This window comes from Bacillus sp. NH11B, assembly GCF_001884205.1.
Taxonomy (GTDB): Bacteria; Bacillota; Bacilli; order Bacillales; family Bacillaceae_G; genus Bacillus_A; species Bacillus_A proteolyticus.
Genome location: NZ_MAOG01000066.1, coordinates 1 through 24278, shown reverse-complemented (window position 1 = coordinate 24278; position 24278 = coordinate 1). Strand labels below are relative to the sequence as shown.

26 protein-coding genes, 1 riboswitch and 1 other annotated feature are annotated in these 24278 nt (G+C 35.7%); of the genes, 14 read left to right on the top strand and 12 right to left on the bottom strand.

The window, feature by feature from the left end:
• The first annotated feature begins 10 nt into the window (after positions 1-10).
• Positions 11-250 (top strand): DUF3947 family protein, encoded by a 240-nt coding sequence (locus tag BAU27_RS10270; protein WP_071748073.1) that lies wholly within the window; start codon positions 11-13, stop codon positions 248-250.
• Positions 251-282: 32 nt separating this feature from the next.
• On the opposite strand, the gene crcB (BAU27_RS10265) is transcribed toward BAU27_RS10270, so the two are convergent.
• Positions 283-639 (bottom strand): fluoride efflux transporter CrcB, encoded by a 357-nt coding sequence (gene crcB, locus BAU27_RS10265; protein ID WP_071748074.1) that lies wholly within the window; start codon positions 637-639, stop codon positions 283-285.
• Entirely contained in the window at positions 636-1040 is a 405-nt protein-coding gene (gene crcB / locus BAU27_RS10260) for a fluoride efflux transporter CrcB (RefSeq protein ID WP_071770820.1), read from the bottom strand. The genes crcB (BAU27_RS10265) and crcB (BAU27_RS10260) overlap by 4 nt, the downstream gene beginning before the upstream one ends.
• 54 nt (positions 1041-1094) lie before the next feature.
• A riboswitch (Fluoride riboswitch) is annotated at positions 1095-1154 on the bottom strand.
• Between the two features lie 319 nt (positions 1155-1473).
• On the opposite strand from crcB (BAU27_RS10260), the gene BAU27_RS10255 reads away from it, so the two are divergent.
• From BAU27_RS10255 to tyrS, 4 genes are all read left to right on the top strand, one after another.
• Positions 1474-2532 carry an endonuclease/exonuclease/phosphatase family protein gene (locus BAU27_RS10255; protein ID WP_071770819.1) on the top strand — a complete coding sequence of 353 codons (1059 nt, stop codon included), beginning with the start codon at positions 1474-1476 and terminating at the stop codon, positions 2530-2532.
• Between the two features lie 203 nt (positions 2533-2735).
• On the top strand, positions 2736-3131 hold the full coding sequence (locus BAU27_RS10250; RefSeq protein ID WP_000573650.1) for an SET domain-containing protein: 396 nt from the start codon (positions 2736-2738) through the stop codon (positions 3129-3131).
• A gap of 509 nt (positions 3132-3640) precedes the next feature.
• Positions 3641-4558, top strand: a complete 918-nt coding sequence (murB, locus tag BAU27_RS10245; RefSeq protein ID WP_071748077.1) for a UDP-N-acetylmuramate dehydrogenase — start codon at positions 3641-3643, stop codon at positions 4556-4558.
• A 104-nt stretch (positions 4559-4662) separates the two neighbouring features.
• Positions 4663-4879: a binding site (T-box leader), on the top strand.
• 50 nt (positions 4880-4929) lie between these two features.
• Positions 4930-6192 carry a tyrosine--tRNA ligase gene (tyrS, locus tag BAU27_RS10240; protein WP_071770818.1) on the top strand — a complete coding sequence of 421 codons (1263 nt, stop codon included), beginning with the start codon at positions 4930-4932 and terminating at the stop codon, positions 6190-6192.
• Between the two features lie 197 nt (positions 6193-6389).
• Here tyrS and BAU27_RS10235 read toward each other — a convergent pair whose 3' ends face one another.
• The 3 genes from BAU27_RS10235 to BAU27_RS10225 all read right to left on the bottom strand — a co-directional run bounded on the left by BAU27_RS10235 (position 6390) and on the right by BAU27_RS10225 (position 8832).
• Positions 6390-7568 carry an NAD(P)/FAD-dependent oxidoreductase gene (locus tag BAU27_RS10235; protein WP_071770817.1) on the bottom strand — a complete coding sequence of 393 codons (1179 nt, stop codon included), beginning with the start codon at positions 7566-7568 and terminating at the stop codon, positions 6390-6392.
• 44 nt (positions 7569-7612) lie between these two features.
• A complete protein-coding gene (locus BAU27_RS10230) occupies positions 7613-8053 on the bottom strand; it encodes a DUF1641 domain-containing protein (RefSeq protein ID WP_001115309.1) in 441 nt (146 codons plus the stop codon).
• Between the two features lie 431 nt (positions 8054-8484).
• Positions 8485-8832 carry a winged helix-turn-helix transcriptional regulator gene (locus tag BAU27_RS10225; RefSeq protein WP_071748080.1) on the bottom strand — a complete coding sequence of 116 codons (348 nt, stop codon included), beginning with the start codon at positions 8830-8832 and terminating at the stop codon, positions 8485-8487.
• A 374-nt stretch (positions 8833-9206) separates the two neighbouring features.
• Here BAU27_RS10225 and BAU27_RS10220 point away from each other — a divergent pair, with 374 nt between their 5' ends.
• From BAU27_RS10220 to BAU27_RS10210, 3 genes are all read left to right on the top strand, one after another.
• Positions 9207-10370 (top strand): MFS transporter, encoded by a 1164-nt coding sequence (locus BAU27_RS10220; protein WP_175546535.1) that lies wholly within the window; start codon positions 9207-9209, stop codon positions 10368-10370.
• Positions 10371-10386: 16 nt separating this feature from the next.
• Entirely contained in the window at positions 10387-11226 is an 840-nt protein-coding gene (locus tag BAU27_RS10215) for an aldo/keto reductase (RefSeq protein WP_071770815.1), read from the top strand.
• A gap of 114 nt (positions 11227-11340) precedes the next feature.
• Positions 11341-12267 (top strand): thioester domain-containing protein, encoded by a 927-nt coding sequence (locus BAU27_RS10210; RefSeq protein WP_071748087.1) that lies wholly within the window; start codon positions 11341-11343, stop codon positions 12265-12267.
• A gap of 41 nt (positions 12268-12308) precedes the next feature.
• Here BAU27_RS10210 and BAU27_RS10205 read toward each other — a convergent pair whose 3' ends face one another.
• The gene (locus BAU27_RS10205; protein WP_071748088.1) at positions 12309-12947 is read right to left on the bottom strand and encodes an NAD(P)-dependent oxidoreductase; all 639 of its coding nucleotides are present in this window, start codon (positions 12945-12947) and stop codon (positions 12309-12311) included.
• Between the two features lie 303 nt (positions 12948-13250).
• Here BAU27_RS10205 and BAU27_RS10200 point away from each other — a divergent pair, with 303 nt between their 5' ends.
• From BAU27_RS10200 to BAU27_RS10185, 4 genes are all read left to right on the top strand, one after another.
• Complete coding sequence (locus BAU27_RS10200; protein WP_071748089.1) at positions 13251-14681, top strand: alanine/glycine:cation symporter family protein; 1431 nt, start codon at positions 13251-13253, stop codon at positions 14679-14681.
• A 257-nt stretch (positions 14682-14938) separates the two neighbouring features.
• On the top strand, positions 14939-16381 hold the full coding sequence (locus BAU27_RS10195; protein WP_071770814.1) for an alanine/glycine:cation symporter family protein: 1443 nt from the start codon (positions 14939-14941) through the stop codon (positions 16379-16381).
• Positions 16382-16682: 301 nt separating this feature from the next.
• Positions 16683-17864 carry a NupC/NupG family nucleoside CNT transporter gene (locus tag BAU27_RS10190; RefSeq protein WP_071748091.1) on the top strand — a complete coding sequence of 394 codons (1182 nt, stop codon included), beginning with the start codon at positions 16683-16685 and terminating at the stop codon, positions 17862-17864.
• Between the two features lie 501 nt (positions 17865-18365).
• On the top strand, positions 18366-19547 hold the full coding sequence (locus BAU27_RS10185; RefSeq protein ID WP_071748092.1) for a NupC/NupG family nucleoside CNT transporter: 1182 nt from the start codon (positions 18366-18368) through the stop codon (positions 19545-19547).
• Between the two features lie 45 nt (positions 19548-19592).
• Here BAU27_RS10185 and BAU27_RS10180 read toward each other — a convergent pair whose 3' ends face one another.
• The 3 genes from BAU27_RS10180 to BAU27_RS10170 form a co-directional block, all read right to left on the bottom strand.
• Positions 19593-20762: a DUF418 domain-containing protein gene (locus BAU27_RS10180; RefSeq protein WP_071748093.1), complete on the bottom strand. Its 1170-nt coding sequence runs from the start codon at positions 20760-20762 to the stop codon at positions 19593-19595.
• A 149-nt stretch (positions 20763-20911) separates the two neighbouring features.
• A complete protein-coding gene (locus BAU27_RS10175) occupies positions 20912-21418 on the bottom strand; it encodes a ferritin (RefSeq protein ID WP_000949403.1) in 507 nt (168 codons plus the stop codon).
• 53 nt (positions 21419-21471) lie between these two features.
• Positions 21472-21795, bottom strand: a complete 324-nt coding sequence (locus BAU27_RS10170; RefSeq protein ID WP_000355746.1) for a MazG nucleotide pyrophosphohydrolase domain-containing protein — start codon at positions 21793-21795, stop codon at positions 21472-21474.
• Between the two features lie 73 nt (positions 21796-21868).
• Between BAU27_RS10170 and BAU27_RS10165 the strand changes: the two genes are divergently transcribed.
• Together BAU27_RS10165 and BAU27_RS10160 are read left to right on the top strand one after the other, a co-directional pair.
• The gene (locus BAU27_RS10165) at positions 21869-22447 is read left to right on the top strand and encodes an LOG family protein (protein WP_001225748.1); all 579 of its coding nucleotides are present in this window, start codon (positions 21869-21871) and stop codon (positions 22445-22447) included.
• A 118-nt stretch (positions 22448-22565) separates the two neighbouring features.
• Positions 22566-22847, top strand: a complete 282-nt coding sequence (locus BAU27_RS10160) for a hypothetical protein (RefSeq protein WP_071770813.1) — start codon at positions 22566-22568, stop codon at positions 22845-22847.
• Between the two features lie 16 nt (positions 22848-22863).
• Here the strand turns inward: BAU27_RS10160 and BAU27_RS10155 are convergent, their stop codons facing one another.
• The 3 genes from BAU27_RS10155 to BAU27_RS10145 all read right to left on the bottom strand — a co-directional run bounded on the left by BAU27_RS10155 (position 22864) and on the right by BAU27_RS10145 (position 24057).
• On the bottom strand, positions 22864-23061 hold the full coding sequence (locus tag BAU27_RS10155) for a hypothetical protein (protein ID WP_000656323.1): 198 nt from the start codon (positions 23059-23061) through the stop codon (positions 22864-22866).
• 430 nt (positions 23062-23491) lie between these two features.
• Positions 23492-23647, bottom strand: coding sequence for an NADH dehydrogenase (locus BAU27_RS32295; RefSeq protein ID WP_071770812.1), 156 nt, complete (start codon positions 23645-23647; stop codon positions 23492-23494).
• Positions 23617-24057, bottom strand: coding sequence for a Dps family protein (locus BAU27_RS10145; RefSeq protein ID WP_071748099.1), 441 nt, complete (start codon positions 24055-24057; stop codon positions 23617-23619). Before BAU27_RS10145 ends, BAU27_RS32295 begins: the two co-directional genes overlap by 31 nt.
• Positions 24058-24278 lie beyond the last annotated feature (221 nt).

The following is a 24278-nucleotide window of genomic DNA, read 5'->3' as shown; positions in this document are numbered from 1 at the left end:
GAGCTGAATAATGATGAACCATTATTTTTACACTGGAAGGCAAGTAGGTCCAGCTATTACATTGGCCGGGGCACAGATGACAATTCAGGCAGTGCATCAGGCTATTCAAATGCAACAACAAGCACAAGTAGCGCAAATGATGCAGAATCAGTATATGTCGTATTCACAGCTTCCTGTGCAAAGTATACATTATGATGTGTATCCAGCTGGTTTATCTTCAATTCCATATGGGGCAACATACTTTTTATGAAAGAAAGCGACCGATAAGAGTCGCTTTCTTTTTTATATTCCGCCTAATTTCATCCCAAGGAATGCGAATGTGATACCGATTATATAAGTAGCACTTAAGTATAGGAGTAGTATGCCGAATTTTTTATGATTAAAAAGCTGAACAGATTCTAATTTAAACGTTGAAAATGTAGTGAAGGCCCCCATAAATCCTGTGCCTAATAATAGTTGCCAGCTTGTAGTTATCCCTGTTCCAATTATATATCCGAGTAAGAATGCTCCTGTTATATTAATGAGGAATGTAGCAATTGGAAATGAAGTTTTATTTCTTTCTTTAAACCAATTACTAATTGTAAATCGTGTAATAGCACCGAAGAACCCTCCTGTTGCTACTAATAAAGCATTAATCATGATAGTTCACCTTCCTCAAGGTGTTTTTGTAGTAAAAAATCTCCAAGTTTATAGCCAAGTCCAGACATAATTAGACCGCCTAGCATACTGCATGATACATATAAAAATGCGGTACCAAAATGTGAATGATTAATTAACTGTATAGTTTCGACGCTGAATGTTGAAAAGGTCGTAAATGAACCGATAAACCCTGTTCCAATCCCTGTAATAACTTCAGAAGATAAGATGTTTAACCGGGCGATATAGGTGGTCAACAAAGCGAGTAAGAAACAGCCAATTAAGTTAATTGTTAATGTAGCAAGTGGTAATGAATGATGCCAAAGCGTATCGATAGTAAAACCTAAATAATAACGGGAAAGAGCTCCTAATATACCGGCTATGCCAACAATAATATATTTCAATTTCTTCACCTCTCTAATAGTTTACTCAAAAAAAATAGACTCCTACCAGTAGTTGTACTGGTAGGAGTCATTAGCTACATAGCAGTTATGGCGAACTCCATCGCCTATAAGTTCTATTTACAGTGTACTAAATATTATTTTGGATTACCAATAAATATGTTAATGAAAAGTTCAGAAAGTAGGATCTGTTATATTCTCTGAAAGTGTAATTTCTCTGTTGTGGGTTGTAATTACATTACAGTCTTGCTTTCGTAAATGTTATGATTGAATTTCAAGATAATTACAGTGAGGGATACAACGATTATTTGTTAGCTAAATATAATGATAACAAGTTTTCTTTATGGTAAAATATTTCTTGTGTCTTTAATTTATCTTCATTTAACTGAAAATACAGAAAAATAAAACGTTAGTTAATAAAAAGGGGTCATGTGTGTTGAAGAAATTTTTAAAAATAGTATTAATTTTTATTTTAATAATAGCAGGTATTCTAGGTGGCTTTTTAGCTTATATGACACTTACAAAAGAACAGCCAGCAAATGTTTTAGACGTAAAGGTTGAAAACAATAAAGAGCGTGTACTGCAGCCAGGAAATGAATTTAAAGTTACAACATTTAATATTGGATACGCTGGATTAGATAAGGACCAAGACTTCTTTATGGACGGAGGAAAGGGTTCTGGTTCGAGTAGTAAAGAACAGACTGAAGTAAACTTAAAGAAGATGCTTTCATTTTTACAAAATGAGAATAGTGATTTTACGTTATTGCAAGAAGTTGATATAAAATCCCACCGATCATTTGATGTAAATGAACATGAGTTTTTGAAAAAAGGATTACCTGATTATGCTTCGTCATTTGGGAAGAACTACGATACTAAGTGGGTTCCTGTCCCAGTCACAAAGCCGATGGGATATGCTGAGGGCGGATTAAGTACATTTTCTAAATACACAGTTCAAACAGCAACGCGGTTCCAACTACCCGGAATGGAGCCTTGGCCGAAGCGTTTATTCGATTTAGATCGTGCGATTGTTGAACATAAAATCCCTGTTGATAATGGGAAGTATGTTAGGCTCGTAAACATACATTTATCTGCTTATGATGAGGGCGGCAAAATTAGAAAGCAACAAGCAGAGTATTTAAAAGAATATATGAACAAGTGTTATCAAAACGGTGATTACGTAATATTAGGTGGAGATTGGAACCAGTTACTTTCTAATGTCCAACTAAGTGATCCTAAGTTTGTGAAAGAGCGTCCTGAATGGCTAGTAGAGTTACCGAAGGGCTTCGCAGATGGAGGATTCCAATGGGCTGTAGATCCATCTGTTATGACGGTAAGGGATGATGTGAAGAAATATGTGGAAGGTGAAAACTTTGTCACTATTATTGATGGCTTTATCGTTTCACCGAATGTTGAAATTGTAAATGTACAAGGGAAAGACTTAAAGTTTGAAAACAGTGATCATAACCCAGTTAGTGCGGTATTTAAGCTGAAGTAATTGATACGTGGGGCTTCATAGAATATCTTCTAACGGGTGAAGTTGCCGTTATAAGATATTCTAGAAAAAATAATATCACCTAAGAAGAGCACAAATAATGTGCTCTTCTTATACTTGGTAGGAATTTAATTGCTTTTCTCCGCGTTTTCTGCCAAGCTTAAGGAGAAAAATACTTCAAAGAAAGAATTATATAGGTGACGCATATGATCGAAGTTAAGACTTCTGAACTTAGTGATGGAGAATTTAATAGAGGGGTATTTGCAACTCGTGATATTAAAAAGGGTGAGTTGATTCACTCAGCACCAGTTATCTCTTATCCGAATGAACAGCATGAACACATTGAGAAAACGTTACTTGCTGACTACGCATTTGAGTATGGGGTAAATCATACGGCATTCCTGTTAGGATACGGCATGTTATTTAATCATGCATATAATCCGAATGCAACGTATGATATTGTCTTTGAGAATCATACGTTTAACTTCTTTGCTTATAAGGATATAAAAGCGGGAGAAGAAATTTTAATCAATTATAATGGTGAAGTGGATGACGATGAGCTATTATGGTTTGATAAGGAAAAAGAAGAGAACGAAAAATAAATTAAAGAGTATAAAAAGAGCACATTCTGTTGGATGTGCTCTTTTGTATGAAATAAAAGGTATCGCGGATTATCTAATAAGTGAAAGGAAGGTGGACGAGATAAAATTAGTTAAAAAGGAAATGAAGGGGCTGCTCTTACGTAGGTAAGAGCAGCTTTTTGGTAAAGAAAATAAAGTAAAGATTACAAAAAAATACCACTTTATTTTCGTGTGGTATAGTAAGATATTGAAGGATATTAATTTGTAAAACCTATATATTTTACAAATTGTTGTCTATATGGTTACATGTCGAGTTTAGTAGCCCATTTGGGTTGCTTTATTATGCGATATATATTTTAATATGAGTGGCACCTCTTATAATTTAAGAGGTTTATAGGTGTCTCGAATTGATTTTAGGTACACTGTATCCACCACTTTAGCTTCTGATTTGTATTGTATTTTTTATGTGGGGATATTATGGGCCCGTTGCTAGCGGGATAAAAAGATTATAGAAATAGAGGAATCGTAAAATGAATATGCAAGAGGTTTATAAATATTTAAGTACGGTATTGCCTGAAGGTCATGTAAAGAAAGATGAAATGCTAAAAGATCATACGCACATTAAAGTGGGTGGGAAAGCAGATGTATTTGTTGCGCCTACTAATTATGATGAGATTCAAGAAGTGATAAAGTATGCTAACCAATATAATATTCCAGTTACGTTTTTAGGAAACGGATCGAATGTTATTATTAAAGACGGTGGTCTTCGCGGGATCACAGTAAGTTTAATTCATATTACAGGTGTTACTGTAACAGGAACGACGATTGTAGCTGGGTGTGGTGCAGCAATTATTGATGTGTCACGAATTGCGTTAGAACATGCTCTAACAGGACTTGAGTTTGCTTGTGGTATTCCAGGTTCAGTTGGTGGAGCGTTATATATGAATGCTGGTGCATATGGCGGTGAAGTAGCTTATGTATTAACAGAAGCAGTTGTAATGACAGGTGATGGAGAGCTATGCACTTTAACGAAAGACGAATTTGAATTTGGATATCGTAAGAGTGTGTTTGCGAACAATCATTATATTATTCTTGAAGCGAAGTTTGAACTTGAAGAAGGTGTACGTGAAGAGATTAAGGAAAAAATGGATGATTTAACGTTTAAGCGTGAATCAAAACAACCGTTAGAATATCCTTCATGTGGTAGTGTATTTAAGCGTCCACCAAATAATTTTGCAGGTAAGCTTATTCAAGAATCAGGACTGCAAGGTAAGCGAATTGGCGGAGTGGAAGTTTCTTTAAAACACGCTGGATTTATGGTGAATGTTGATAACGGAACTGCACAAGATTATATCGATTTAATTCATTTCGTACAAAAAACAGTTGAAGAGAAATTCGATGTGAAATTAGAGCGAGAAGTAAGGATTATTGGAGAAGATCTACAATAATCTTTGAATAAAAAGCGTATAAAGTATGAATTATTTCGAAATAACATTTGGGTATTGTTGACATTTTGTTTTCAATTCAATATAATGGCTAATAATTTAACAAATAATATACGTTGAAAGAGCCCAGTAGCAGTTTGTCACTGTTATCAAAGAGAGCTAGGGGTTGCTGGAACCTAGCACAAACAAATTTGCGAATTACACTCTGGAGTATCTTAGGTAATGCTAAGCGGACTAGCAATCGATATTATTGCTAAGAGTGGTATGAGTAGCTATGCTATTTATACAAACTGGGTGGTAACACGGTGAATAATCGTCCCTATGTCATAGACATAGGGATTTTTTGTTTTAAAAAATAAAGGGGATGACAAAAGATGAATATTATTGATGAATTAGAATGGCGCGGCGCTGTGAATCAACAGACAGATGAAGAAGGTTTACGTAAACTAGTAGAAGAGAAAAAGATTTCACTATACTGCGGAGTGGATCCGACTGGTGATAGTATGCATATCGGACATTTGATTCCGTTTATGATGATGAAGAGATTCCAATTAGCTGGTCATCATCCTGTTATTTTAATTGGCGGGGCAACAGGAACAATTGGTGACCCGAGTGGACGTCAATCAGAACGTCAACTTCAAACGTTAGAAGTAGTTCAGCATAATGTGGATGCGCTAACAGCACAAATGAAAAAGCTATTTGATTTCGGCGGCAATAGCGAAGTGAAGATGGTAAATAACTATGACTGGACACATGAGATAAACATTATCGAATTTTTGCGTGATTACGGCAAAAACTTTAGCATAAATAGCATGTTAGCAAAAGATATTGTAGCAAGTCGTTTAGACACTGGAATTTCTTTCACAGAGTTCACGTACCAAATCTTGCAAGCAATGGATTTCCATCATTTATACACAAAAGAAGATGTTCAACTGCAAATTGGTGGTAGTGACCAATGGGGAAATATTACGAGTGGTTTAGATTTAATTCGTAAGTTAGAAGGTCATGAAGCGAAAGTATTTGGATTAACAATTCCATTATTATTAAAATCAGATGGTACGAAGTTTGGTAAATCAGCAGGTGGTGCGGTTTGGCTTGATCCGGAAAAAACAACACCATTTGAATTTTACCAGTTCTGGGTGAATACAGATGACCGTGATGTAATTAAATACTTGAAATACTTTACGTTCTTACAGAAAGAGCGAATTGATGAATTGGCAGCGAAGGTAGAAACTGAGCCGCATAAACGTGAAGCGCAAAAAGTATTAGCGGAAGAAATGACGAAATTCGTTCATGGAGAAGAGGCATTTTCGCAAGCAGTGAAAATTACAGCAGCGTTATTTAGCGGAGATATTAAATCGTTAACAGCTGATGAAATTGAGCAAGGCTTTAAAGAGATGCCGACATTTGAGTCTTCAAAAGAGACGAAAAATATCGTAGAGTGGCTAGTTGATTTAGGGATTGAACCATCTAGAAGACAAGCACGTGAAGACATTAATAATGGAGCTATATCTATGAATGGTGAAAAAGTAACGGATGTAGCTACGGATGTTACTGTAGAAAATTCATTTGATGGAAGATTTATTATTATTCGTAAAGGGAAGAAGAACTACAGCTTAGTGAAATTAGGAGAATAGTTCTTGTGAAAGAGTGGAAGTAGGGAAGATATCTACTTCCGCTCTTTTCATATACACAATTTCGACATAAAAAAAGTCAGTATATTTTGATAATTGAAGAGGGTTATATGATTCTTCTGCCGAATAAATAAATTAGAGAAAATTACGGATAAAAATAGCCCGAACCATGCGGGGCATGATTCGGGCTTATATTCAGATTAGTAAGCTAAGCTGAATAGACCTTTAATGTGTGATAAGTAACGAACGTTACTTGCTTCTTTCATTAATGATGCTGGTAAGCCTTTAAGTGGAGTATTGCTTGCTCCAATTGTAGCAACAGCATCTTTACGTCCTAGACTAGCAAGTGTTCCAGAGTTTACAGGTGCGAACTCTTCGAATGCTTTGCCTTCTAGTGCTGCGTATAAGTTGTATCCAATTAACTCACCCATTTGCCAAGCGATCTGTGCAGTTGGTGGGTATGGACGACCGTCTTCAGCAAAGACAACAGCGCTGTCTCCAGCAACGAATACGTCTTTGTGAGAAGTAGATTGTAGGTATGCATCAACTGTTGCACGGCCACGGTTTACTTCAAGACCTGATTCACCGATTAGTGGGTTACCTTGTACGCCGCCTGTCCAAACGAATGTGTTAGCAACAAGTTTTTGACCGTCTTTTAAGTCGATTTCATTGCCAGCAACGTTTGTTACAGGAAGGCCTGTTAAGAATGTAACACCGCGTGCTTCTAGGCTAGTAGTTGCACGTTCGATTAAGTGGTCTGGTAATACTGGAAGGATTTTTGGACCTGCTTCAACAAGAAGAAGTTTAACTTCTTTTGGATTTACGCCATGGTTTTTTGCAAGTTTAGGCATAATGTCAGCAAGCTCACCAACTAGCTCAACACCAGTTAATCCGCCACCACCGATTACGATTGTAGCATCAGCTTCGTTTTTCGTTTTAGCGTATTCACGAATACGGTCTTCAACGTGTTTGTAAATTTTGTTTGCATCAGCAGCAGATTTTAATACCATGCTGTTTTCTTCTAGTCCTGGAATACCGAAGTAAGCAGTTTTACTTCCTAAAGCAACTACAAGTGCATCGTAAGATAAAGTAGTGCCGCCAGCTAGTTTGATTTCTTTGCTATCAACTGAGAATGACTCAACTGTTGCAATTTTAAGATCGATATCTTTACCTTTGAAAAGCTTTGTAAGTGGCATTGCAATTGCTTGCTCAGCAACGTTACCAGCTGCAAGGCGGTGTAGTTCAGTGATGATTTGGTGTGTTGGGTATTGGTTAATCACTGTAACTTGTGCTTCTGATTTGCTGTAATATTTACGTACGTTTAAAGCGGCAAGAAGACCGCCATAACCAGCGCCTAAGATGACAATTTGTTTTGACATAGTATGATATCCCCCGTCTTTACTAATTGTTGTTATAAGTTAAATTATTTATTGTTACGTTCTGCACTAATTTGAAGATATGCGTTCACAAAGCGGAACATTTTTTGTGCTTGTGGATCTTTTAGTAATTTTAACAGACCGAATAGGCCGATAACTTCGTTGCTTTCGTCAGCACGATCTTTCGCTTCGATTGCAGTTGCAGCCATGCTTTTCACTGTATCTTTTACAGGTTCTACAAGCTCTGTAATTGCACCAACAGTGTCGCTTTTTAATACTTCATCAGTAGCAACAGTTTGAGCGAAGTCATAAGACTTAGTTAAAATGTTAACAAGCTCAGTTAATTTTGGAAGCTGTTCCACTAGTGTTGTTAATGATTCTTGTACCTCAGGTTTTAACAACTGATCAAGTACATCAAGTTGTCCTTGGCTAGCAGAAATTTGTACAGTTTCTTGTTCTGGCTTTGTTTGAGTCATAGTTTCTGGCATCTCCAATTCTCCTTTACGATAGCAATACTCTTATTTTTTATAAGTAAGATAGTAAACGTTTACGAAACTTTATACAAAGTTTCACAAAACACAATAAAATGCCTTTAAATTTATGATAGCAAGTAAGCTGAAATCATAAATCTAAAACCATAATGTCTTACCTATTATTTATGAACTGTCCGATACATGGCTTGTCCGCATAATGGAAAAGGTCCGTTACCGGAAAGTGTATATAATATATATCCTATATTATATACTATATACACCTATGTTAACATAAAAATGATTCCTAATTATTTGATATTGAGTGTATAACGTAGTATTGACAAGGCGTGAAAGCGCATAAATTATTTTGTTAAAGCTAGAAATGTACATATATATAAAGAAAAAAAGGAAAAAACGGACAAATTTATGTTCATTTTTTCCTTTTTTTATTGTTCACCTTCTGCAATTAGCATCGATGTATTACCTTCTTTTTCAAGATGGCATTCGCCCCAAGTACAAAGAGAGTCAAGAATTGATTCTAAAGACCAACCGTAATCGGTAAGGGAATATTCTACTTTCGGTGGGACTTGATTATATACTTTTCTTTGAATGACTCCATCGTCCTCTAATTCACGTAATTGCTGAGTTAACATTTTTTGTGTAATACCAGGCATTAAACGTTTTAGTTCACTCGTTCTTTTTGTACCTTTTGTTAGATGACAAAGGATAACAACCTTCCATTTTCCGCCGATAACCTCTAAAGTCGCCTCTACAGGAATATTGTATTTCTTCATATGAAACCCTCCTTTTGTGAGTAAAGTTAGTTAAATAATACAAATGTTACTTTTTAGTACCTATAGCACTTTAAAGTACGTACTTTTTATTATGTTAAATATGTTTCATAATAGCACATGTAAGAGGCAAATGAGTAGTACGGTACTTAAAAGTGACTATGTTACTTTTTGGTGCCTATCGTACTTTAAAGTGCGTTCTTCAAAAAAAGAATGAAACCATTCATAATAGCATTTGTAAGTATGAAATATATGTTTTAGAAGGTAAAAGGGGCCCTTTTATCATACTATTATGATTGGATTTCTTGTAATAAGGAGGAATTCAATTGAGTTCATATACAGTACCATCTTCGGAAGTTCAGACGGACCGAAGAAGTATGTTTGCTTTATTAGCACTAGCAATTAGTGCGTTTGGGATTGGGACAACCGAGTTTATTAGTGTCGGTTTATTACCTTCCATTTCAAAAGATTTAAATGTTTCGGTTACCACAGCTGGTTTAACGGTTTCTTTATATGCGTTAGGGGCAGCGGTAGGAGCTCCTGTCTTAACAGCGTTAACGGCTAGTATGTCGAGAAAGACATTATTAATGTGGATTATGGTTATTTTCATTATTGGTAATGGCATTGCAGCAGTAGCAACAAGCTTCACTATATTAATTATTGCAAGGATTGTAGCTGCGTTTGCACATGGTGTGTTTATGTCGATAGGATCTACAATTGCAGCTGCGATTGTACCAGAGAATAAACGTGCTAGTGCTATTGCGATTATGTTTACTGGATTAACAGTTGCGACTATTACAGGTGTGCCAATTGGCACGTTTATTGGTCAACAATTTGGCTGGAGAGCGTCATTTATGGCGATTGTTGTAATTGGAATTATTGCTTTTATCGCAAACAGCGTACTAGTCCCATCTAATTTAAAAAATGGTGTACCTGTATCGTTTCGTGATCAATTCAAACTAGTTAAAAATGGAAGACTGTTACTTGTATTCATTATTACTGCACTTGGATATGGTGGAACATTCGTAACATTTACGTATTTATCACCGCTATTACAAGAAGTAACAGGTTTTGAAGCAAGTACCGTTACCATCATTTTATTAGTGTATGGAATCGCCATTGCGATAGGGAATATGGTCGGCGGAAAATTATCGAATCATAATCCAATTCGAGCGCTATTTTACATGTTCTTTATTCAAGCGATTATATTATTTGTTTTAACATTTACAGCGCCATTTAAAGTAGCTGGATTAATCACAATTATTTTCATGGGACTATTCGCATTTATGAATGTTCCGGGGCTACAAGTATATGTAGTTATATTGGCAGAGCGCTTTGTTCCGAGTGCGGTTGATGTTGCTTCAGCAATTAATATTGCCGCATTTAACGCAGGGATTGCTTTAGGTTCTTATATAGGTGGCCTTGTAACGAATTCGTTAGGATTAATCCATACTGCTTGGGTAGGCGGCATTATGGTAGTAGGCGCTGTTATTTTAACAGCATGGAGTATGACATTAGAAAAAAGAGATCAAGTAAAATAAAAGGAGAGAAAATAAAATGAAAAACTTACAAAGTAAAACAGTATTAAATAATGGTGTAGAAATGCCTTGGTTCGGTTTAGGTGTATTTAAAGTAGAAGAAGGACCAGAACTTGTAGAAGCTGTAAAATCAGCGATTAAAGCTGGATACCGCAGCATCGATACAGCTGCAATTTACGGAAATGAAAAAGCTGTAGGTGAAGGAATTCGTGCAGGTATTGAAGCGACTGGTATTTCAAGAGAAGAATTATTTATTACTTCAAAGGTATGGAACGCAGATCAAGGATATGAAGCAACAATTGCTGCATATGAAGAGAGCTTAAAAAAATTAGAACTAGATTATTTAGATCTATATCTTGTTCACTGGCCTGTAGAAGGGAAATATAAAGATTCTTGGAGAGCGCTAGAAACACTTTATAAAGAAGATCGCGTACGTGCAATTGGCGTAAGTAATTTCCAAATCCATCACTTACAAGATGTAATGAAAGATGCAGAAATTAAACCGATGATTAACCAAGTAGAATACCACCCTCGTTTAACTCAAAAAGAATTACAAGCTTTCTGTAAAGAGCAAGGCATTCAAATGGAAGCATGGTCACCACTTATGCAAGGTCAATTGTTAGATAACGAAACATTACAAGAAATTGCTGATAAACACGGCAAAACAACAGCGCAAGTTATCTTACGTTGGGATTTACAAAATGGAGTGATTACAATTCCAAAATCAACGAAAGAGCACCGAATTATTGCAAATGCTGATGTATTTAACTTTGAATTAACAAAAGAAGATATGGAAAAAATCGATGCATTAAACCAAAATCACCGCGTTGGTCCAGATCCTGATAACTTTGATTTCTAAGATTAAAGTAAGAAAGAAAAAAGAGTGCTTTTATGCATTCTTTTTTTTGTGCATAAAAATATTTTCTAATTAAATACTACTTAGTATTAAGTTTGTTATTAAGGGGCTGTAAACATGAATATAAAGCAATCGTTCAAAATTTTAGCTGTTTTTTTAAGTGTTTTATTTGTGTTATTCCCGCTTCAAAAAGCATTCGCAGAAGTTATGGATCATACAAAGTATGAAATGGATTGGAGTTATAGTAAGTCAAAGAAAAAGCCAATTCGAACAGAACTTATTAAAACGGCAGATGGAAAAATTGCATTTTGCTTAAATGTAGATTTAAAATCTCCAAGCGGTCAAGATTTACCGGAAATGGGGAAAGTGGATATTAACGTATATCGTGTACTATTAAATGGGTATCCACAAAAAAGCCCGCAAGAATTAGGAGTATCCGATTGGAGAGAGGCTCATTACGCAACGCAGCTTGCAGTGTGGAATGCGTTAAAACAAATTGATGTTAATGATTTAGATTTCCGCAATAAAAATGTAGAGAAAGTAACGAAAGATATCGTTGCAAAAGCAAATGCTAGTGAAGAATTACAAGAAATTACGATGAGTGTAACTCCTACAGAAGAACAAGAAGCAGTATTGAAAAATGATTTCTTTGAAACAGGTTTATATACAGTAGAAACAAATGCAAAAAGCGGAACGTATAAAGTGCAAGCAACAGGTGCACCACAAGGCGCGAAGTTTGTAAATGAAAAAGGCGAAGCGAAAACTGAATTTAATGTAGGAGAAAAGTTCCGCATTTTAATTCCGAAACAAACACCAGCTGGTGGATTTAGCTTTAAAGTATCAGGGAATTTAACGAAATTACAAGGTATTGCACATAAAGGAACGCCAACGATTCAAAATGCGGTTGTACTACTTGAGCGTAGTGAAGAGAAAACGAGCCCAGAGTTAGCGGTAAGTTGGAAAAAAGCAAATGGTCATGATAATAAACCAAATAAACCCTATACACCAAATGAACCACATAAACCGAATCAATATAACAGATGATAAAAAAAGCTCGTAAACATTATGTTTACGAGCTTCTTCTATTATTCAGCTTCAGAAACTACTGTGAAGCGTTCGTTTACGTGTTTTGGAGCTTCGATTTCATCAAGTGCCGCTACTGCAAAGTCTTCGTAACTTACGTAGCTATCGCCTTTTGAGTTAACAAGAAGATTGTCTTTGCCAGCTGTATAAGAACCAGTACGTTTTCCTAATGCGAATAGTGCAGAAGGGCTAATAAATGTCCAAGTGATGTCATTTGTTTGTTGAAGAATTTCTAAGTTTTTACCTTGGTTTTGAGCAGTTGCAAGGTATTCATTTGGGAATCCTGGTGTATCAAATACACGTGTTGTTTTCTCTTCGTCTACAAATAAGCTTCCAGCGCCGCCGACTACAAGTAATTTTGTATTAGGTGCAGATTTCATAGCTTCAATAAGTACATTTCCTGCATCTACGTGAAGATGTTCTTGTCCTGCTGGAGCACCGAATGCATTTACAACTACATCGAATGCTTGTAGGTCGTTAGATGTAAGAGAGAATACATCTTTTTCTAAAACGTTTACGTTCTCTTCTGTAATTTTTGCAGCGCTTCTTACGATTGCAGTTACTTCATGTCCACGATCTAATGCTTCTTTTAAAATACGGCTTCCAGCTTTACCAGTTGCTCCGATAATTCCGATTTTCATAATAAATCCCTCCAAAGTGTTTGTTAAAGTGTATATCTGAAATGAATGAATGTAATGTAATTGGGTTTGTTACAACCTGATGTAATCATTATAGTTACAGTTATATATTTTTGTCAATGGTGTTGTTTATGAAATTATTTTTTGTTTTAGTATGCATAGCTACTGAAAGTGGAGTCATAAAAGAACAATGTATTTATGTGGAGTGACCTAATATTTGGAAGTTGCAAGATGTCGAAAAATGTTGATTTTTGAATATTTTTTGAATATAATTCGATTTATGGATAAAAGGAGGGGGATAATTGTATGAATATGTTAGAACAATTCGTTTCATCAACGAATACAATTCTTTGGTCATATATTCTTATTGCAATGTTAATTGGTTTAGGGCTTTATTTTTCTATTAAATTAAAATTTGTACAAATTACTCATTTAGGGGAAATGGTTCGATTAATGAGTGATGGTTTAACTGGAAAGACACGTAAAAAGGGAAGTGTATCGTCATTCCAAGCGTTTTGTATGAGTTCAGCAGCTCGTATCGGAATCGGGAACTTAGCTGGTGTAGCACTAGCTATTTCTATGGGAGGGCCTGGAGCTGTATTTTGGATGTGGGTTATTGCGATTATCGGGGCGTCTTCAAGTTTCGTAGAAAGTACGCTTGCGCAAATTTATAAAATAAAAGATGGCAGTGGCTTCCGTGGTGGTCCTGCTTATTATATGGAAAAAGGTTTAAATAAACGTTGGATGGGAATTTGGTTCTCTATCCTTATTACAATTAGTTACGGTTTAATTTTCAACTCAGTACAAGCAAATACAGTTACATTAGCATTTAAAAATGCATTTGGTATTGAGCGTTATGTTGTAGGGATTGTACTTGCGGTATTAGTTGCGGTTATTATTTTTGGTGGTGTGAAAAGTATTGCGCGTATGTCAGAAATGATTGTTCCGCCGATGGCAATTGTTTATATTGCAGTAGCTATTTTCGTTGTTATTAAAAATTATTATTTAATACCGGATATGTTTACAGAAATCTTTAAAGGTGCATTTGGTTTAGATTCAGCAGTAGGTGGCGGTATAGGTGCTGCAATGAAGTTTGGTATTCAGCGTGGATTATTTGCGAATGAAGCAGGTATGGGTAGTGCACCGAATGCGGCTGCAACAGCGGATGTAACACATCCAGCTAAACAAGGATTTATTCAAACAATTGGAGTATTAGTGGATACATTTTTAGTATGTACATCAACAGCATTTATCGTACTATGTTCTGGTGCATATAAGGCAACGAATTTAGAAGGTATTGAATTAACGCAGGTGGCGTTAAGTTCACAAATCGGTTCGTGGGCAAGTAGCTTCTTAGCGATTATCATTTTCTTATTTGCTTTCAGTTCACTTCTAGGAAACTATTATTATGGTGAAACGAATATTGAATTTATTAAACAAAGTAAAACTTGGTTAACGATTTACCGTATTGCGGTAGTGGGAATGGTATTATTCGGTTCTGTTGCGACGCTTCAAGTCGTATGGAATATGGCAGATTTATTTATGGGTCTAATGGTAATCACAAACTTAATTGCGATTACACTTCTTGGACGATTTGCGTATGCAGCATTAGCGGACTATGTGAAACAAAAGAAACAAGGAAAAGATCCAGTCTTCAGTGCAGATTCTATCCCTGGTTTAATGAACACAGAGTGTTGGGATAAGCCGGCGGTAACTGATAAAGAAAAAGCAGTGTAATAAAAAGGCGAGCATCGAGATGAATTTGATGCTCGTTTTTGTTTGCCTATTTTTCTTGCATTTGTAGGGAATGAACGGTTAAAAATTGGATAAATGCACTCATTGATTTATAGTTTTACTTTCTAAAAAACAGAAATGTTATAAAAGATGACGTTATCATGTTATAAAACCTAACATGTTTTTGTCGAAAATTCTTGATTACTAAAAGTTTTTAGAATATAATTTTCTTATTGTTAGGAATAGGGGGCAATACAAGTATGGATTTTTTAACTAATGTAATTGGGGATATAAATAATGTCCTTTGGTCATATATCATTATTGCGATGTTAATTGGATTAGGACTTTACTTTTCATTTCGTGTGAAATTTGTCCAAATTCGTTACTTCGGAGAAATGATTCGCTTACTTGGGGACGGGGCGAGTTCAAAAACAAGAAAAGCGCAAAAAGAAAAAAGTGGTGTATCATCATTCCAAGCATTTTGTATGAGTACAGCTTCTCGTGTAGGTACTGGTAACTTAGCTGGTGTAGCTATTGCAATCTCAGCAGGTGGTCCAGGTGCTGTATTTTGGATGTGGTTAATCGCGGTAATTGGGGGTGCTTCTGCATTTGTAGAGAGCACATTAGCGCAAATTTACAAAGTAAAAGATGGGAATGCGTTCCGTGGTGGTCCAGCGTATTATATGGAAAAGGGTTTAAAGAAACGCTGGCTAGGAGTTGTCTTCTCTGTTCTAATAACAGTTAGTTTCGGATTGATTTTCAACGCCGTGCAGTCAAACACAGTAGCAGCGGCTTTTGATGGAGCATTTAACACAGATGGTAAGTTTGTAGGTCTGTTTATGGCTGGTTTACTTGCAATCATTATCTTCGGCGGAGTAAAACGTATTGCGCGTGCGGTTGAAATGATTGTTCCAGTAATGGCAATTATATATGTAGCGGTGGCATTATTCGTTGTTGTAACAAACATTACGGCAATTCCATATGTATTTAAAGAAATTTTCTTACATGCTTTCGGAATTAAAGAAGTAGTGGGCGGGGGATTAGGAGCTGCGATTTTACTAGGGGTAAAACGTGGATTATTTTCAAATGAAGCAGGTATGGGTAGTGCGCCGAACGCAGCTGCGACTGCAAACGTAACACATCCAGTTAAACAAGGTTTCATTCAGACTTTAGGGGTATTTACAGATACATTATTAATTTGTAGTTGTACAGCATTTATCATTCTTTTATCAGATGTACCGGGTGCAGCTGATCTAAATGGAATTCAATTAACGCAGCAGGCGTTAAGTCAGCATATCGGACCATGGGCATCTATATTTGTAGCAGTTGCAATCTTCTTATTTGCATTCAGTTCATTAGTAGGTAACTATTATTATGGTGAAACAAATATTGAATTCTTAAATGGAAGTAAAGTGTTATTAAACGCATACCGCATTGCTGTACTTGGTATGGTTATGTTAGGGTCTGTAGCAACGATTCAAATCGTTTGGGATTTAGCGGATCTATTTATGGGAATTATGGCTGTTATTAACTTAGTAGCAATTGTATTCCTTTCTAAGTACGCTTTTGCAGCGTTATCAGATTATATTAAGCAAAAGAAACAAGGGAAAGATCCAGTCTTTTATGCGGAGTCTATTCCAGGTTTAAACAATACAGAGTGCTGGGACAAGCCAGCAGTAGCAGACAAAGAAAAAGCTGTATAATAAAAGGTGGAACGAGCATCAGAGAAATTTGATGCTCGTTTTTTTGTAGTAATAAACTAGGAGAAGAGGTAAAAGACGAACATTAATGTAGGTTTTATAATTAAATGTAATTTTTTTTAGAAAAATGCGGATATGATTTAGGATTTATGTTAGAATGGGAAATGCCTTTGAAACAAGAGATTTTATGGTTTTTCATATCCGATTGCTGGCTTTTGAGGAGGAGTGGAAAGTTCGGATTATTTCTTATTTCGAATGGTCAGACGTTCAACGTTAATGAAGAGGTAAATGGAGGATTTTATTAATGAAGTTTGTTATGTTTCTTGTAGGATTACTTGTTGTATTCGCACTCGGTTTTCTTATAAGTTCTGATCGTAAGAAGATTAAGTATAAACCAATCGCGATTATGCTTGTTATTCAGCTAGCGTTAACGTATTTCTTATTAAATACGCCAATTGGTTATATTTTAGTAAAAGGAATTTCAGATGGATTTGGAGCACTTCTTGGATATGCGGAATCTGGAATCGTTTTCGTATTTGGTGGTCTTGTTAATAAAGGAGAGGTTTCTTTCTTCTTAACAGCTTTATTACCAATCGTATTCTTTGCCGTTTTAATTGGAATTCTGCAACATTTTAAAATTTTACCGATATTTATTCGTGCTATTGGTACTTTGTTAAGTAAAGTAAATGGTTTAGGAAAATTAGAATCATATAATGCAGTAGCGGCTGCAATTGTTGGACAAGCAGAGGTATTTATTACTGTAAAAGATCAGTTAAGTAAAATCCCAAAACATCGTTTATATACATTATGTGCATCTTCCATGTCGACTGTATCGATGTCGATCGTTGGTTCTTATATGAAGATGATTGAACCGAAATATGTAGTAACAGCACTTGTATTAAATTTATTTAGTGGTTTCATTATTATTCATATTATTAATCCATACGATATTACAGAAGAAGAAGATACATTACAGTTAGAAAATAAGAAAAAGCAATCATTCTTTGAAATGTTAAGCGAATATATTATGCTTGGTTTCACGATTGCGGTTACAGTAGCAGCAATGCTACTTGGTTTCGTAGCATTAATTACAGCAATTAATAGCTTGTTTGATTCAGTGTTCGGTATTACATTCCAAGCTATTTTAGGATATATTTTCTCACCATTAGCATTCGTAATGGGAATCCCACAATCAGAAATGGTAACAGCAGGACAAATTATGGCAACGAAATTAGTATCGAACGAATTTGTTGCGATGCTTGATCTAGGAAAAGTAGCTGGTGATTTATCAGCTCGTACAGTCGGTATTCTTTCTGTATTCCTTGTATCATTTGCGAACTTCTCATCTATCGGAATTATCGCAGGTGCAACGAAAGGGATCGATGAAAACCAATCAAACGTTGTTTCATCATTCGGATTACGACTTGTATACGGTGCGACATTAGTAAGTCTTTTATCGGCGATTATCGTTGGTGTTATGTTATAAAGTGAAACTTTAATCAGTGGGGGGCTTTATCCCCCGCTGATTAAAAGCCCTCACGAATCGGGCTTTTACGGGCAGTTAATCACCCACCTAACTTCTTTGTTTTCGCTGAATTTTGAGGTGGGGGTCTTACTGGCCGTTAAAGCGGGGTAAAAAAAGATGGTCCTAGCACATAGCTAGGGCTATTTTTTATGGTTAAATTACATAAAAAAACCAATTAATTAGGAATATATTAACATATAAAAATCTTTTAAAATTTATATTGCATTTCACCTAGATAACGCTTACAATTTGATTTGTAGGTGGTATCAATTTCAGACTTTCAAGTATGGTAGGAGAGAAGAGGCTACCTTTTATAAATTGCAATTTATGTAAACGCTTACTGATTTTAGATAACAGTTGAATAATATTTAGGGGTTTTAAATTTTTTAACATCAATGGTCAGACGTCATTCGTTATACGTTATACGACCAATAACTCGTGAGAGAAGTGGAGGATTCACATATGAAGATAGTAATGTTTCTAGTCGGTTTACTTGTAGTATTTGTACTAGGTTTCCTTATAAGTTCAGATCGTAAGAAAATTAAATATAAGCCAATTGCACTTATGCTTGTAATTCAATTGGTACTTGCGTATTTCTTACTTAATACAAAGGTCGGATTTGTGTTAGTAAAAGGGATTGCAGATGGGTTTGGCGCTATTTTAAAATTTGCGGAAGCTGGGGTTAATTTCGTATTTGGTGGTCTAGCAAACGATGGACAAGCACCATTCTTCTTAACAGTATTATTACCAATTATTTTCTTAGCAGTATTAATCGGGATCCTGCAACATATTAAAGTTTTACCGATTATCATTCGTGCCGTCGGTTTCTTATTAAGTAAAATTAACGGTTTAGGAAAACTGGAATCATATAATGCGGTAGCAGCTGCAATTGTTGGTCAAGGGGAAGTATTTATTACAGTAAAAGATCAACTAAGCAAATTACCGAAAAATCGTTTATACACACTATGTGCATCTTCAATGTCAACAGTATCGATGTCAATCGTCGGTTCTTATATGAAAATGATTGATCCGAAATATGTAGTAACAGCACTTGTACTAAACTTATTCAGTGGATTCATTATCGTTCATATCATTAATCCATATGAAGTAAAAGAAGAAGACGATATTTTAGAATTACAAGAAGATAAGAAACAAACATTCTTTGAAATGTTAGGCGAATATATTATGCTTGGTTTCTCTATCGCTGTAACAGTAGCGGCGATGTTAATCGGTTTCGTAGCATTAATTACAGCAATTAACGGTGTATTCGATTCAATTTTCGGAATCACATTCCAAAGTATTTTAGGATATGTTTTCTCACCATTAGCATTCGTAATGGGTATTCCAACATCAGAGATGCTACAAGCAGGACAAATTATGGCAACGAAATTAGTAACAAACGAATTTGTTGCGATGCTTGATTTAGGAAAAGTAGCTGGTGAGTTATCAACTCGTACAGTAGGTATTTTATCAATCTTCCTTGTATCATTCGCGAACTTCTCATCTATCGGAATTATCGCAGGTGCAACGAAGAGTATCGATGGCAAACAAGCAAACGTTGTATCATCATTCGGATTAAAACTTGTATACGGTGCAACGTTAGTAAGTATATTATCAGCGATTATCGTTGGGGTTATGCTTTAATAAATTAAGAAAAGCAATGAGCGTAGGGGCTCATTGCTTTTTTGTTTAACTTGCTTTATCCAAACTTCTTTTAAATCGTGGTCTCTCTAAATAAGTTCCCAGTCTCCATACATATTCAACAGGCCCCATTCGATATTTCCGTAGCCAATATGTGCTAACCAATAGTTGAATCGTATAAATTCCAATGGTTAAAAGAATACCGAAGAAGTATCCGATTTTACCGAATAAGCCAAAGCCATAAGCGTAAAAAATTGTTGTTGTGATAATGGATTGAGCTAAGTAATTACTAACCGACATTTTCCCCATATTCGCCATATATGTTAGTAAGCGCGATGCTTTTTTGTAATGGAATAATAAAATAATTGTGCTTCCGTAAAAGAATGTCATGGTTACTGATGTAAGGCCATCTTGTAACATAATTAAAACTGGATGCTTTACGAACATGGCTAAGATTTTAATTGTAAAAGAGAAAATACCAGTGATAAGCCAAATCTTTTTGATAGAAGGCATGTGTTTATCAATCTCAAGTAGCCAGCCCTTTTTTCCTACATACATTCCGAGTAAGAAAAGTGGGGACATAAAAATTATTGCGAAAATTGATATGAAAACTAGTCCGAAGAAACCGTTAATCCCAATATACTCGAAAGGATTTTCAGTTAATCTAAAGTTGACATGATCCATATAGCTTCCAGTTTCATGAACTTTATGCTCTTTTTCAATATAAGGAGCAAAATCATTAATATTTGTATTTGGATCAGTTTGATAAGACATAAGTGTAATGAGTGCGAGTAGAATAGTTGCCCAAATCAATAATGTTTTTGGTTTTCTATTTATAAACATCATTAAGAAAATCCCGATAAGCCCGTATGCAAATAAAATATCTCCGGACCAAACAAAGGTGCCGTGAATGAAACCTAGTAGTAAAAGAATGCTAATACGCCTTATATATGTAGGGAAAAACTTTTTTCCTTTTGCGATAATACTTTTTTGTAACAAAACAATGCTAAGCCCAAATAAAAAAGAGAATAGGGAAATAAAATTCTGTGTGCCGAAAAATTGAATAAACCAATTAGCACTTTCATCAAGTTTTCCGAAAATATAAGTGGGTTTTTCATTAGCGAATAACCCGAATTGAATTAATGTCATATTAACAAGTAAAATGCCAAATAAAGCGAAACCACGAATTGCATCAACAGCTTCTACACGTTGATTCATTTTTTCTCTCCTCGCATATTGTTTTATATTGAAAATAATACCATTTTCTAACTGATTCTATGTCAAATGTGAGGAAATTTAAGGTGATTTTAAGATAGAAAGCAAATAAAAAAAATCACCTTAATACATTCATTAAGGTGATTAAAATATTACTCAGCTGGAGGCGTAAATGTACGCTTCTCTAATTCAGCATCTAGCATAAATAGTGCATTTGAATCGCTTGTAATACGTTTTAATTTTTGGATGATGCTATCGAACGAAGCTTCTTCTTCTACTTGCTCATCAACGAACCATTTTAAGAATGTAATCGTTGCGTGCTCACGCTCATCCCAAGCGATATCAGATAAGTTGTAAATACGCTTCGTTACTTCACGCTCGTGCTCAAGTGCTACTTCAAAAGCGTTCAGTACAGATTCATATTCATTATTCGGATTATCAAATCCAGTAATAATAGCGCGCTCACCGCGGTCATTAATGTAGTTGTAAAGCTTCATTGCATGGAAACGCTCTTCTTCAGCTTGTACAAGGAAAAAGTTAGCGAATCCATCATAGCTCTCAGCTGTACAGTAAGCAGCCATTGCCATATAAGCGTGGGCAGAGTAAAATTCAAAGTTCATTTGTTCATTTAATGCGTCGTGCAATTTTTTAGATAACATAAAATCCCCCTTATTATTGTGACAAGAATATTATATCATAATTGATAATATTCTCATTTGGATGCTTCGAACCTTTTCGAAAGCTTTGTGACGTGTGCGTCCATAATGTCTTGTAAATCCAAATCATATTTTTGCGAAAGAATAATAAGATTAGATAGTACATCACCAAGTTCTTCTTTTAGTTCTTGTTTTAGCTCTTCTTCTGTTTTCGCATCTTCATCAGGACGATCGCGGCCGATTTCAATAGCGCGAACAACGCGTGAAACTTCCCCAACTTCTTCAGTTAAGAAATTTAAGCGAATAAAGGCATTATACTGTGACCAGCTTCGTTTTTCGTAAAATTCCTCAACCCATCTTTGAAATGCAACGATATCCATTTCTTCCTCATCCCTTCAATATGTTGTACAATGTTCATTGTATCATAACAATATATAGTTTCGGGGTGTAGGAATGAGAAAGATTTGTGTGTTTGCAGGTTCCAATTTAGGGGAGAGACCAGAATTTAAAGAGCAGGCAATCCAGTTAGGGAAAATGTTTGTTGAGAACGACTATGAGCTTGTATACGGTGGTTCATGTGTTGGATTAATGGGAGAAGTAGCAAATGAAGTTCTTCGTTTAGGTGGACGTGTAACAGGTGTTATGCCGCGCGGTCTATTCCGAGGAGAAATTGTTCATACAGGATTAACAGAACTAATTGAAGTAGAAACGATGCACGAACGTAAAGCGAAAATGGCAGAGCTTGCGGATGCTTTTATTGCATTACCAGGCGGATACGGAACGTTTGAAGAACTATTTGAAGTAGTATGTTGGTCACAAATTGGTATACATAATAAGCCGGTTGGTTTATTGAACATAAAAGACTTTTACGGACCAATTTTGCAAATGGTTGAACGTGCAGCAGAAGAAGGCTTTATGAATCCATCGAATAAAGAGTTAATTGTTTCCGCTGAGACGGCAGATAAACTAATTCATGAAATCCAAAATTACGAGCGTCCTGTTTTGGGGACGAAGTGGAAGCAGCTATCATAATACAATTGTATAGAGATTTTTGGAAACACATGTCATTTTATCTTGAAAAGGCATGTGTTTTTAATTTAGTTAAATATGTTAATGTTGAGATATAATGTTTTTGGAAAAGGAGAAACAGATGGAGGAGTTTGTGTATTTACGTCCTGTTTTTAAAAGTATATTGGCAGCATCTATTCTTGTTATGCTAATTGTTTCAACACAGAAGAAAGAGCTGATTAATGAGTTTTCGCTTTGGTTTATTTCGATATTGTGTATAGGTGTTTCTGCGATAACGTTGTTTATGTCTGGGTTTATCGTTGATGAGTATAATTTAGGCGGAGATGTGCAGAGTTTTAATATGTTTATTGCGATTGGCTGTATTAGCGGTTTGAATTTTATTATTTATTATAGACGGCAATAAAAGAAGGCATTCCGTATTACTTTGGAATGCCTTTATCACTTTGATTACTTTGTTTTTTATACAGGTACCAGCCACCCCAGCCGCCACCAATTGCTACAACAACGAGGAAAGCATAGTCTTTAACCTCGATACGTATATTGAAAATATTAGCTATAAGTAAGACAATCCCAACTGTTATTAACGCAAAAAATGCTCTAATTAAGTAGTCTTTCAACTGAACCACTCCCGCCATTTAAGTAGTAAATGATGAATTTGGAAAAGCTTTTTGGATCTATTTTACAAAAGGGTGTTTCCTATATTTTAACATAAAAGAGATTGTAATATATTGATAAAAGTAGGAAAAGGGCGCGCTAATATTGTCGTGATTTGTCGGTAAGTCGATATATTGGAAAAATCGCTGATATATTTGATAAAACGGTCGATATAATGAAAAAATCGCTGATATAAATTTCATGTACCAGCATACACGACCACTCCATAGAAAAAAAGCGCCTCTGAACGAGCCGCTTTCGCTTTTAATCTTATCCAGCTCCAGTGACTAGAACAGTCGGTCATTTCGCGCCTTCCTGCGAGGCAAAAAGCGCCTCTTCGTCAGGAGCTCCAATGTCCTCCTGTTCTGAGCAAGTCACCTCCGCTTTTAATTATTATCCAGCTCCAGCGGCTAGAACAGTCGGTTGTTTCACTCCTTCATTCGAGGCAAAAAGCGCCTCGTAATCAGGAGTTCCAACACCCTCCTGTTCTGAACGAGCCGCTTCCGCTTTTAAATCTATTATTGATTCAAGAACGCACGTAGCATCCAAGCGTGTTTTTCTAGTTCTGTGTAGATGCCTAGTAGTAGGTCAGATGTCATTTCGTCGTCAGATTCTTGAGCGATTTCCATGCCTTTTTTTAGTTCGACTAGCATCATTTCGTAGTCTTTCATGATTGCTTCGACCATCCCTTCTGCAGTTTCTCCGTAAGCTGCTTCTTGAATGGAAGATAGTTCTAAGTATTCTTTCATTGTTGCTACTGGTTTGCCGCCAATTGCTAAAATGCGTTCTGCAATTTCATCGATGTGAGTAGCTGATTCTGTATAAAGCTCTTCGAATTTCTCGTGTAATGTGAAGAATTGAGGCCCTTTTACGTACCAATGGAAGTTGTGTAGTTTTGTAAATAAAACGCTCCAGTTTGCTACTTGTTTGTTTAATACTTCGATTACTTGTTTGTTCATTATGATCAATCTCCTTTTGAGTGGTTATGTTATATCAATTACTAATTTATAATTATTATAATCTAGTAATTTGTATAAATCAAGCCTTTTGCTGGAATTAATTTGAACAAATTATGAACTGTTGTAAATAAAAATCCCTATTACTTTGAAGTAATAGGGATTTTTATTTATATCCAGCTCCGGTGACTAGAACAGTCGGTCATTTCGCGCCTTCCTGTTCT

What these genes read in the sequence shown, in the direction of transcription:
- BAU27_RS10235 (WP_071770817.1), bottom strand. Translation starts at nt 7,568, where the DNA reads ATGTCAAAACAAATTGTCATCTTAGGCGCTGGTTATGGCGGTCTTCTT.
- BAU27_RS10225 (WP_071748080.1), bottom strand. Translation starts at nt 8,832, where the DNA reads ATGAAGAAATACAATATTCCTGTAGAGGCGACTTTAGAGGTTATCGGC.
- BAU27_RS10270 (WP_071748073.1), top strand. Translation starts at nt 11, where the DNA reads ATGATGAACCATTATTTTTACACTGGAAGGCAAGTAGGTCCAGCTATT.
- BAU27_RS10160 (WP_071770813.1), top strand. Translation starts at nt 22,566, where the DNA reads ATGGAGGAGTTTGTGTATTTACGTCCTGTTTTTAAAAGTATATTGGCA.
- BAU27_RS10170 (WP_000355746.1), bottom strand. Translation starts at nt 21,795, where the DNA reads ATGGATATCGTTGCATTTCAAAGATGGGTTGAGGAATTTTACGAAAAA.
- BAU27_RS10200 (WP_071748089.1), top strand. Translation starts at nt 13,251, where the DNA reads ATGAATATGTTAGAACAATTCGTTTCATCAACGAATACAATTCTTTGG.
- BAU27_RS10205 (WP_071748088.1), bottom strand. Translation starts at nt 12,947, where the DNA reads ATGAAAATCGGAATTATCGGAGCAACTGGTAAAGCTGGAAGCCGTATT.
- murB (WP_071748077.1), top strand. Translation starts at nt 3,641, where the DNA reads ATGAATATGCAAGAGGTTTATAAATATTTAAGTACGGTATTGCCTGAA.
- BAU27_RS10250 (WP_000573650.1), top strand. Translation starts at nt 2,736, where the DNA reads ATGATCGAAGTTAAGACTTCTGAACTTAGTGATGGAGAATTTAATAGA.
- BAU27_RS10190 (WP_071748091.1), top strand. Translation starts at nt 16,683, where the DNA reads ATGAAGTTTGTTATGTTTCTTGTAGGATTACTTGTTGTATTCGCACTC.
- BAU27_RS10220 (WP_175546535.1), top strand. Translation starts at nt 9,207, where the DNA reads ATGTTTGCTTTATTAGCACTAGCAATTAGTGCGTTTGGGATTGGGACA.
- BAU27_RS10195 (WP_071770814.1), top strand. Translation starts at nt 14,939, where the DNA reads ATGGATTTTTTAACTAATGTAATTGGGGATATAAATAATGTCCTTTGG.
- BAU27_RS10180 (WP_071748093.1), bottom strand. Translation starts at nt 20,762, where the DNA reads ATGAATCAACGTGTAGAAGCTGTTGATGCAATTCGTGGTTTCGCTTTA.
- crcB (WP_071748074.1), bottom strand. Translation starts at nt 639, where the DNA reads ATGATTAATGCTTTATTAGTAGCAACAGGAGGGTTCTTCGGTGCTATT.
- tyrS (WP_071770818.1), top strand. Translation starts at nt 4,930, where the DNA reads ATGAATATTATTGATGAATTAGAATGGCGCGGCGCTGTGAATCAACAG.
- BAU27_RS10185 (WP_071748092.1), top strand. Translation starts at nt 18,366, where the DNA reads ATGAAGATAGTAATGTTTCTAGTCGGTTTACTTGTAGTATTTGTACTA.
- BAU27_RS10215 (WP_071770815.1), top strand. Translation starts at nt 10,387, where the DNA reads ATGAAAAACTTACAAAGTAAAACAGTATTAAATAATGGTGTAGAAATG.
- BAU27_RS10210 (WP_071748087.1), top strand. Translation starts at nt 11,341, where the DNA reads ATGAATATAAAGCAATCGTTCAAAATTTTAGCTGTTTTTTTAAGTGTT.
- BAU27_RS10145 (WP_071748099.1), bottom strand. Translation starts at nt 24,057, where the DNA reads ATGAACAAACAAGTAATCGAAGTATTAAACAAACAAGTAGCAAACTGG.
- BAU27_RS10230 (WP_001115309.1), bottom strand. Translation starts at nt 8,053, where the DNA reads ATGCCAGAAACTATGACTCAAACAAAGCCAGAACAAGAAACTGTACAA.
- BAU27_RS10175 (WP_000949403.1), bottom strand. Translation starts at nt 21,418, where the DNA reads ATGTTATCTAAAAAATTGCACGACGCATTAAATGAACAAATGAACTTT.
- BAU27_RS10165 (WP_001225748.1), top strand. Translation starts at nt 21,869, where the DNA reads ATGAGAAAGATTTGTGTGTTTGCAGGTTCCAATTTAGGGGAGAGACCA.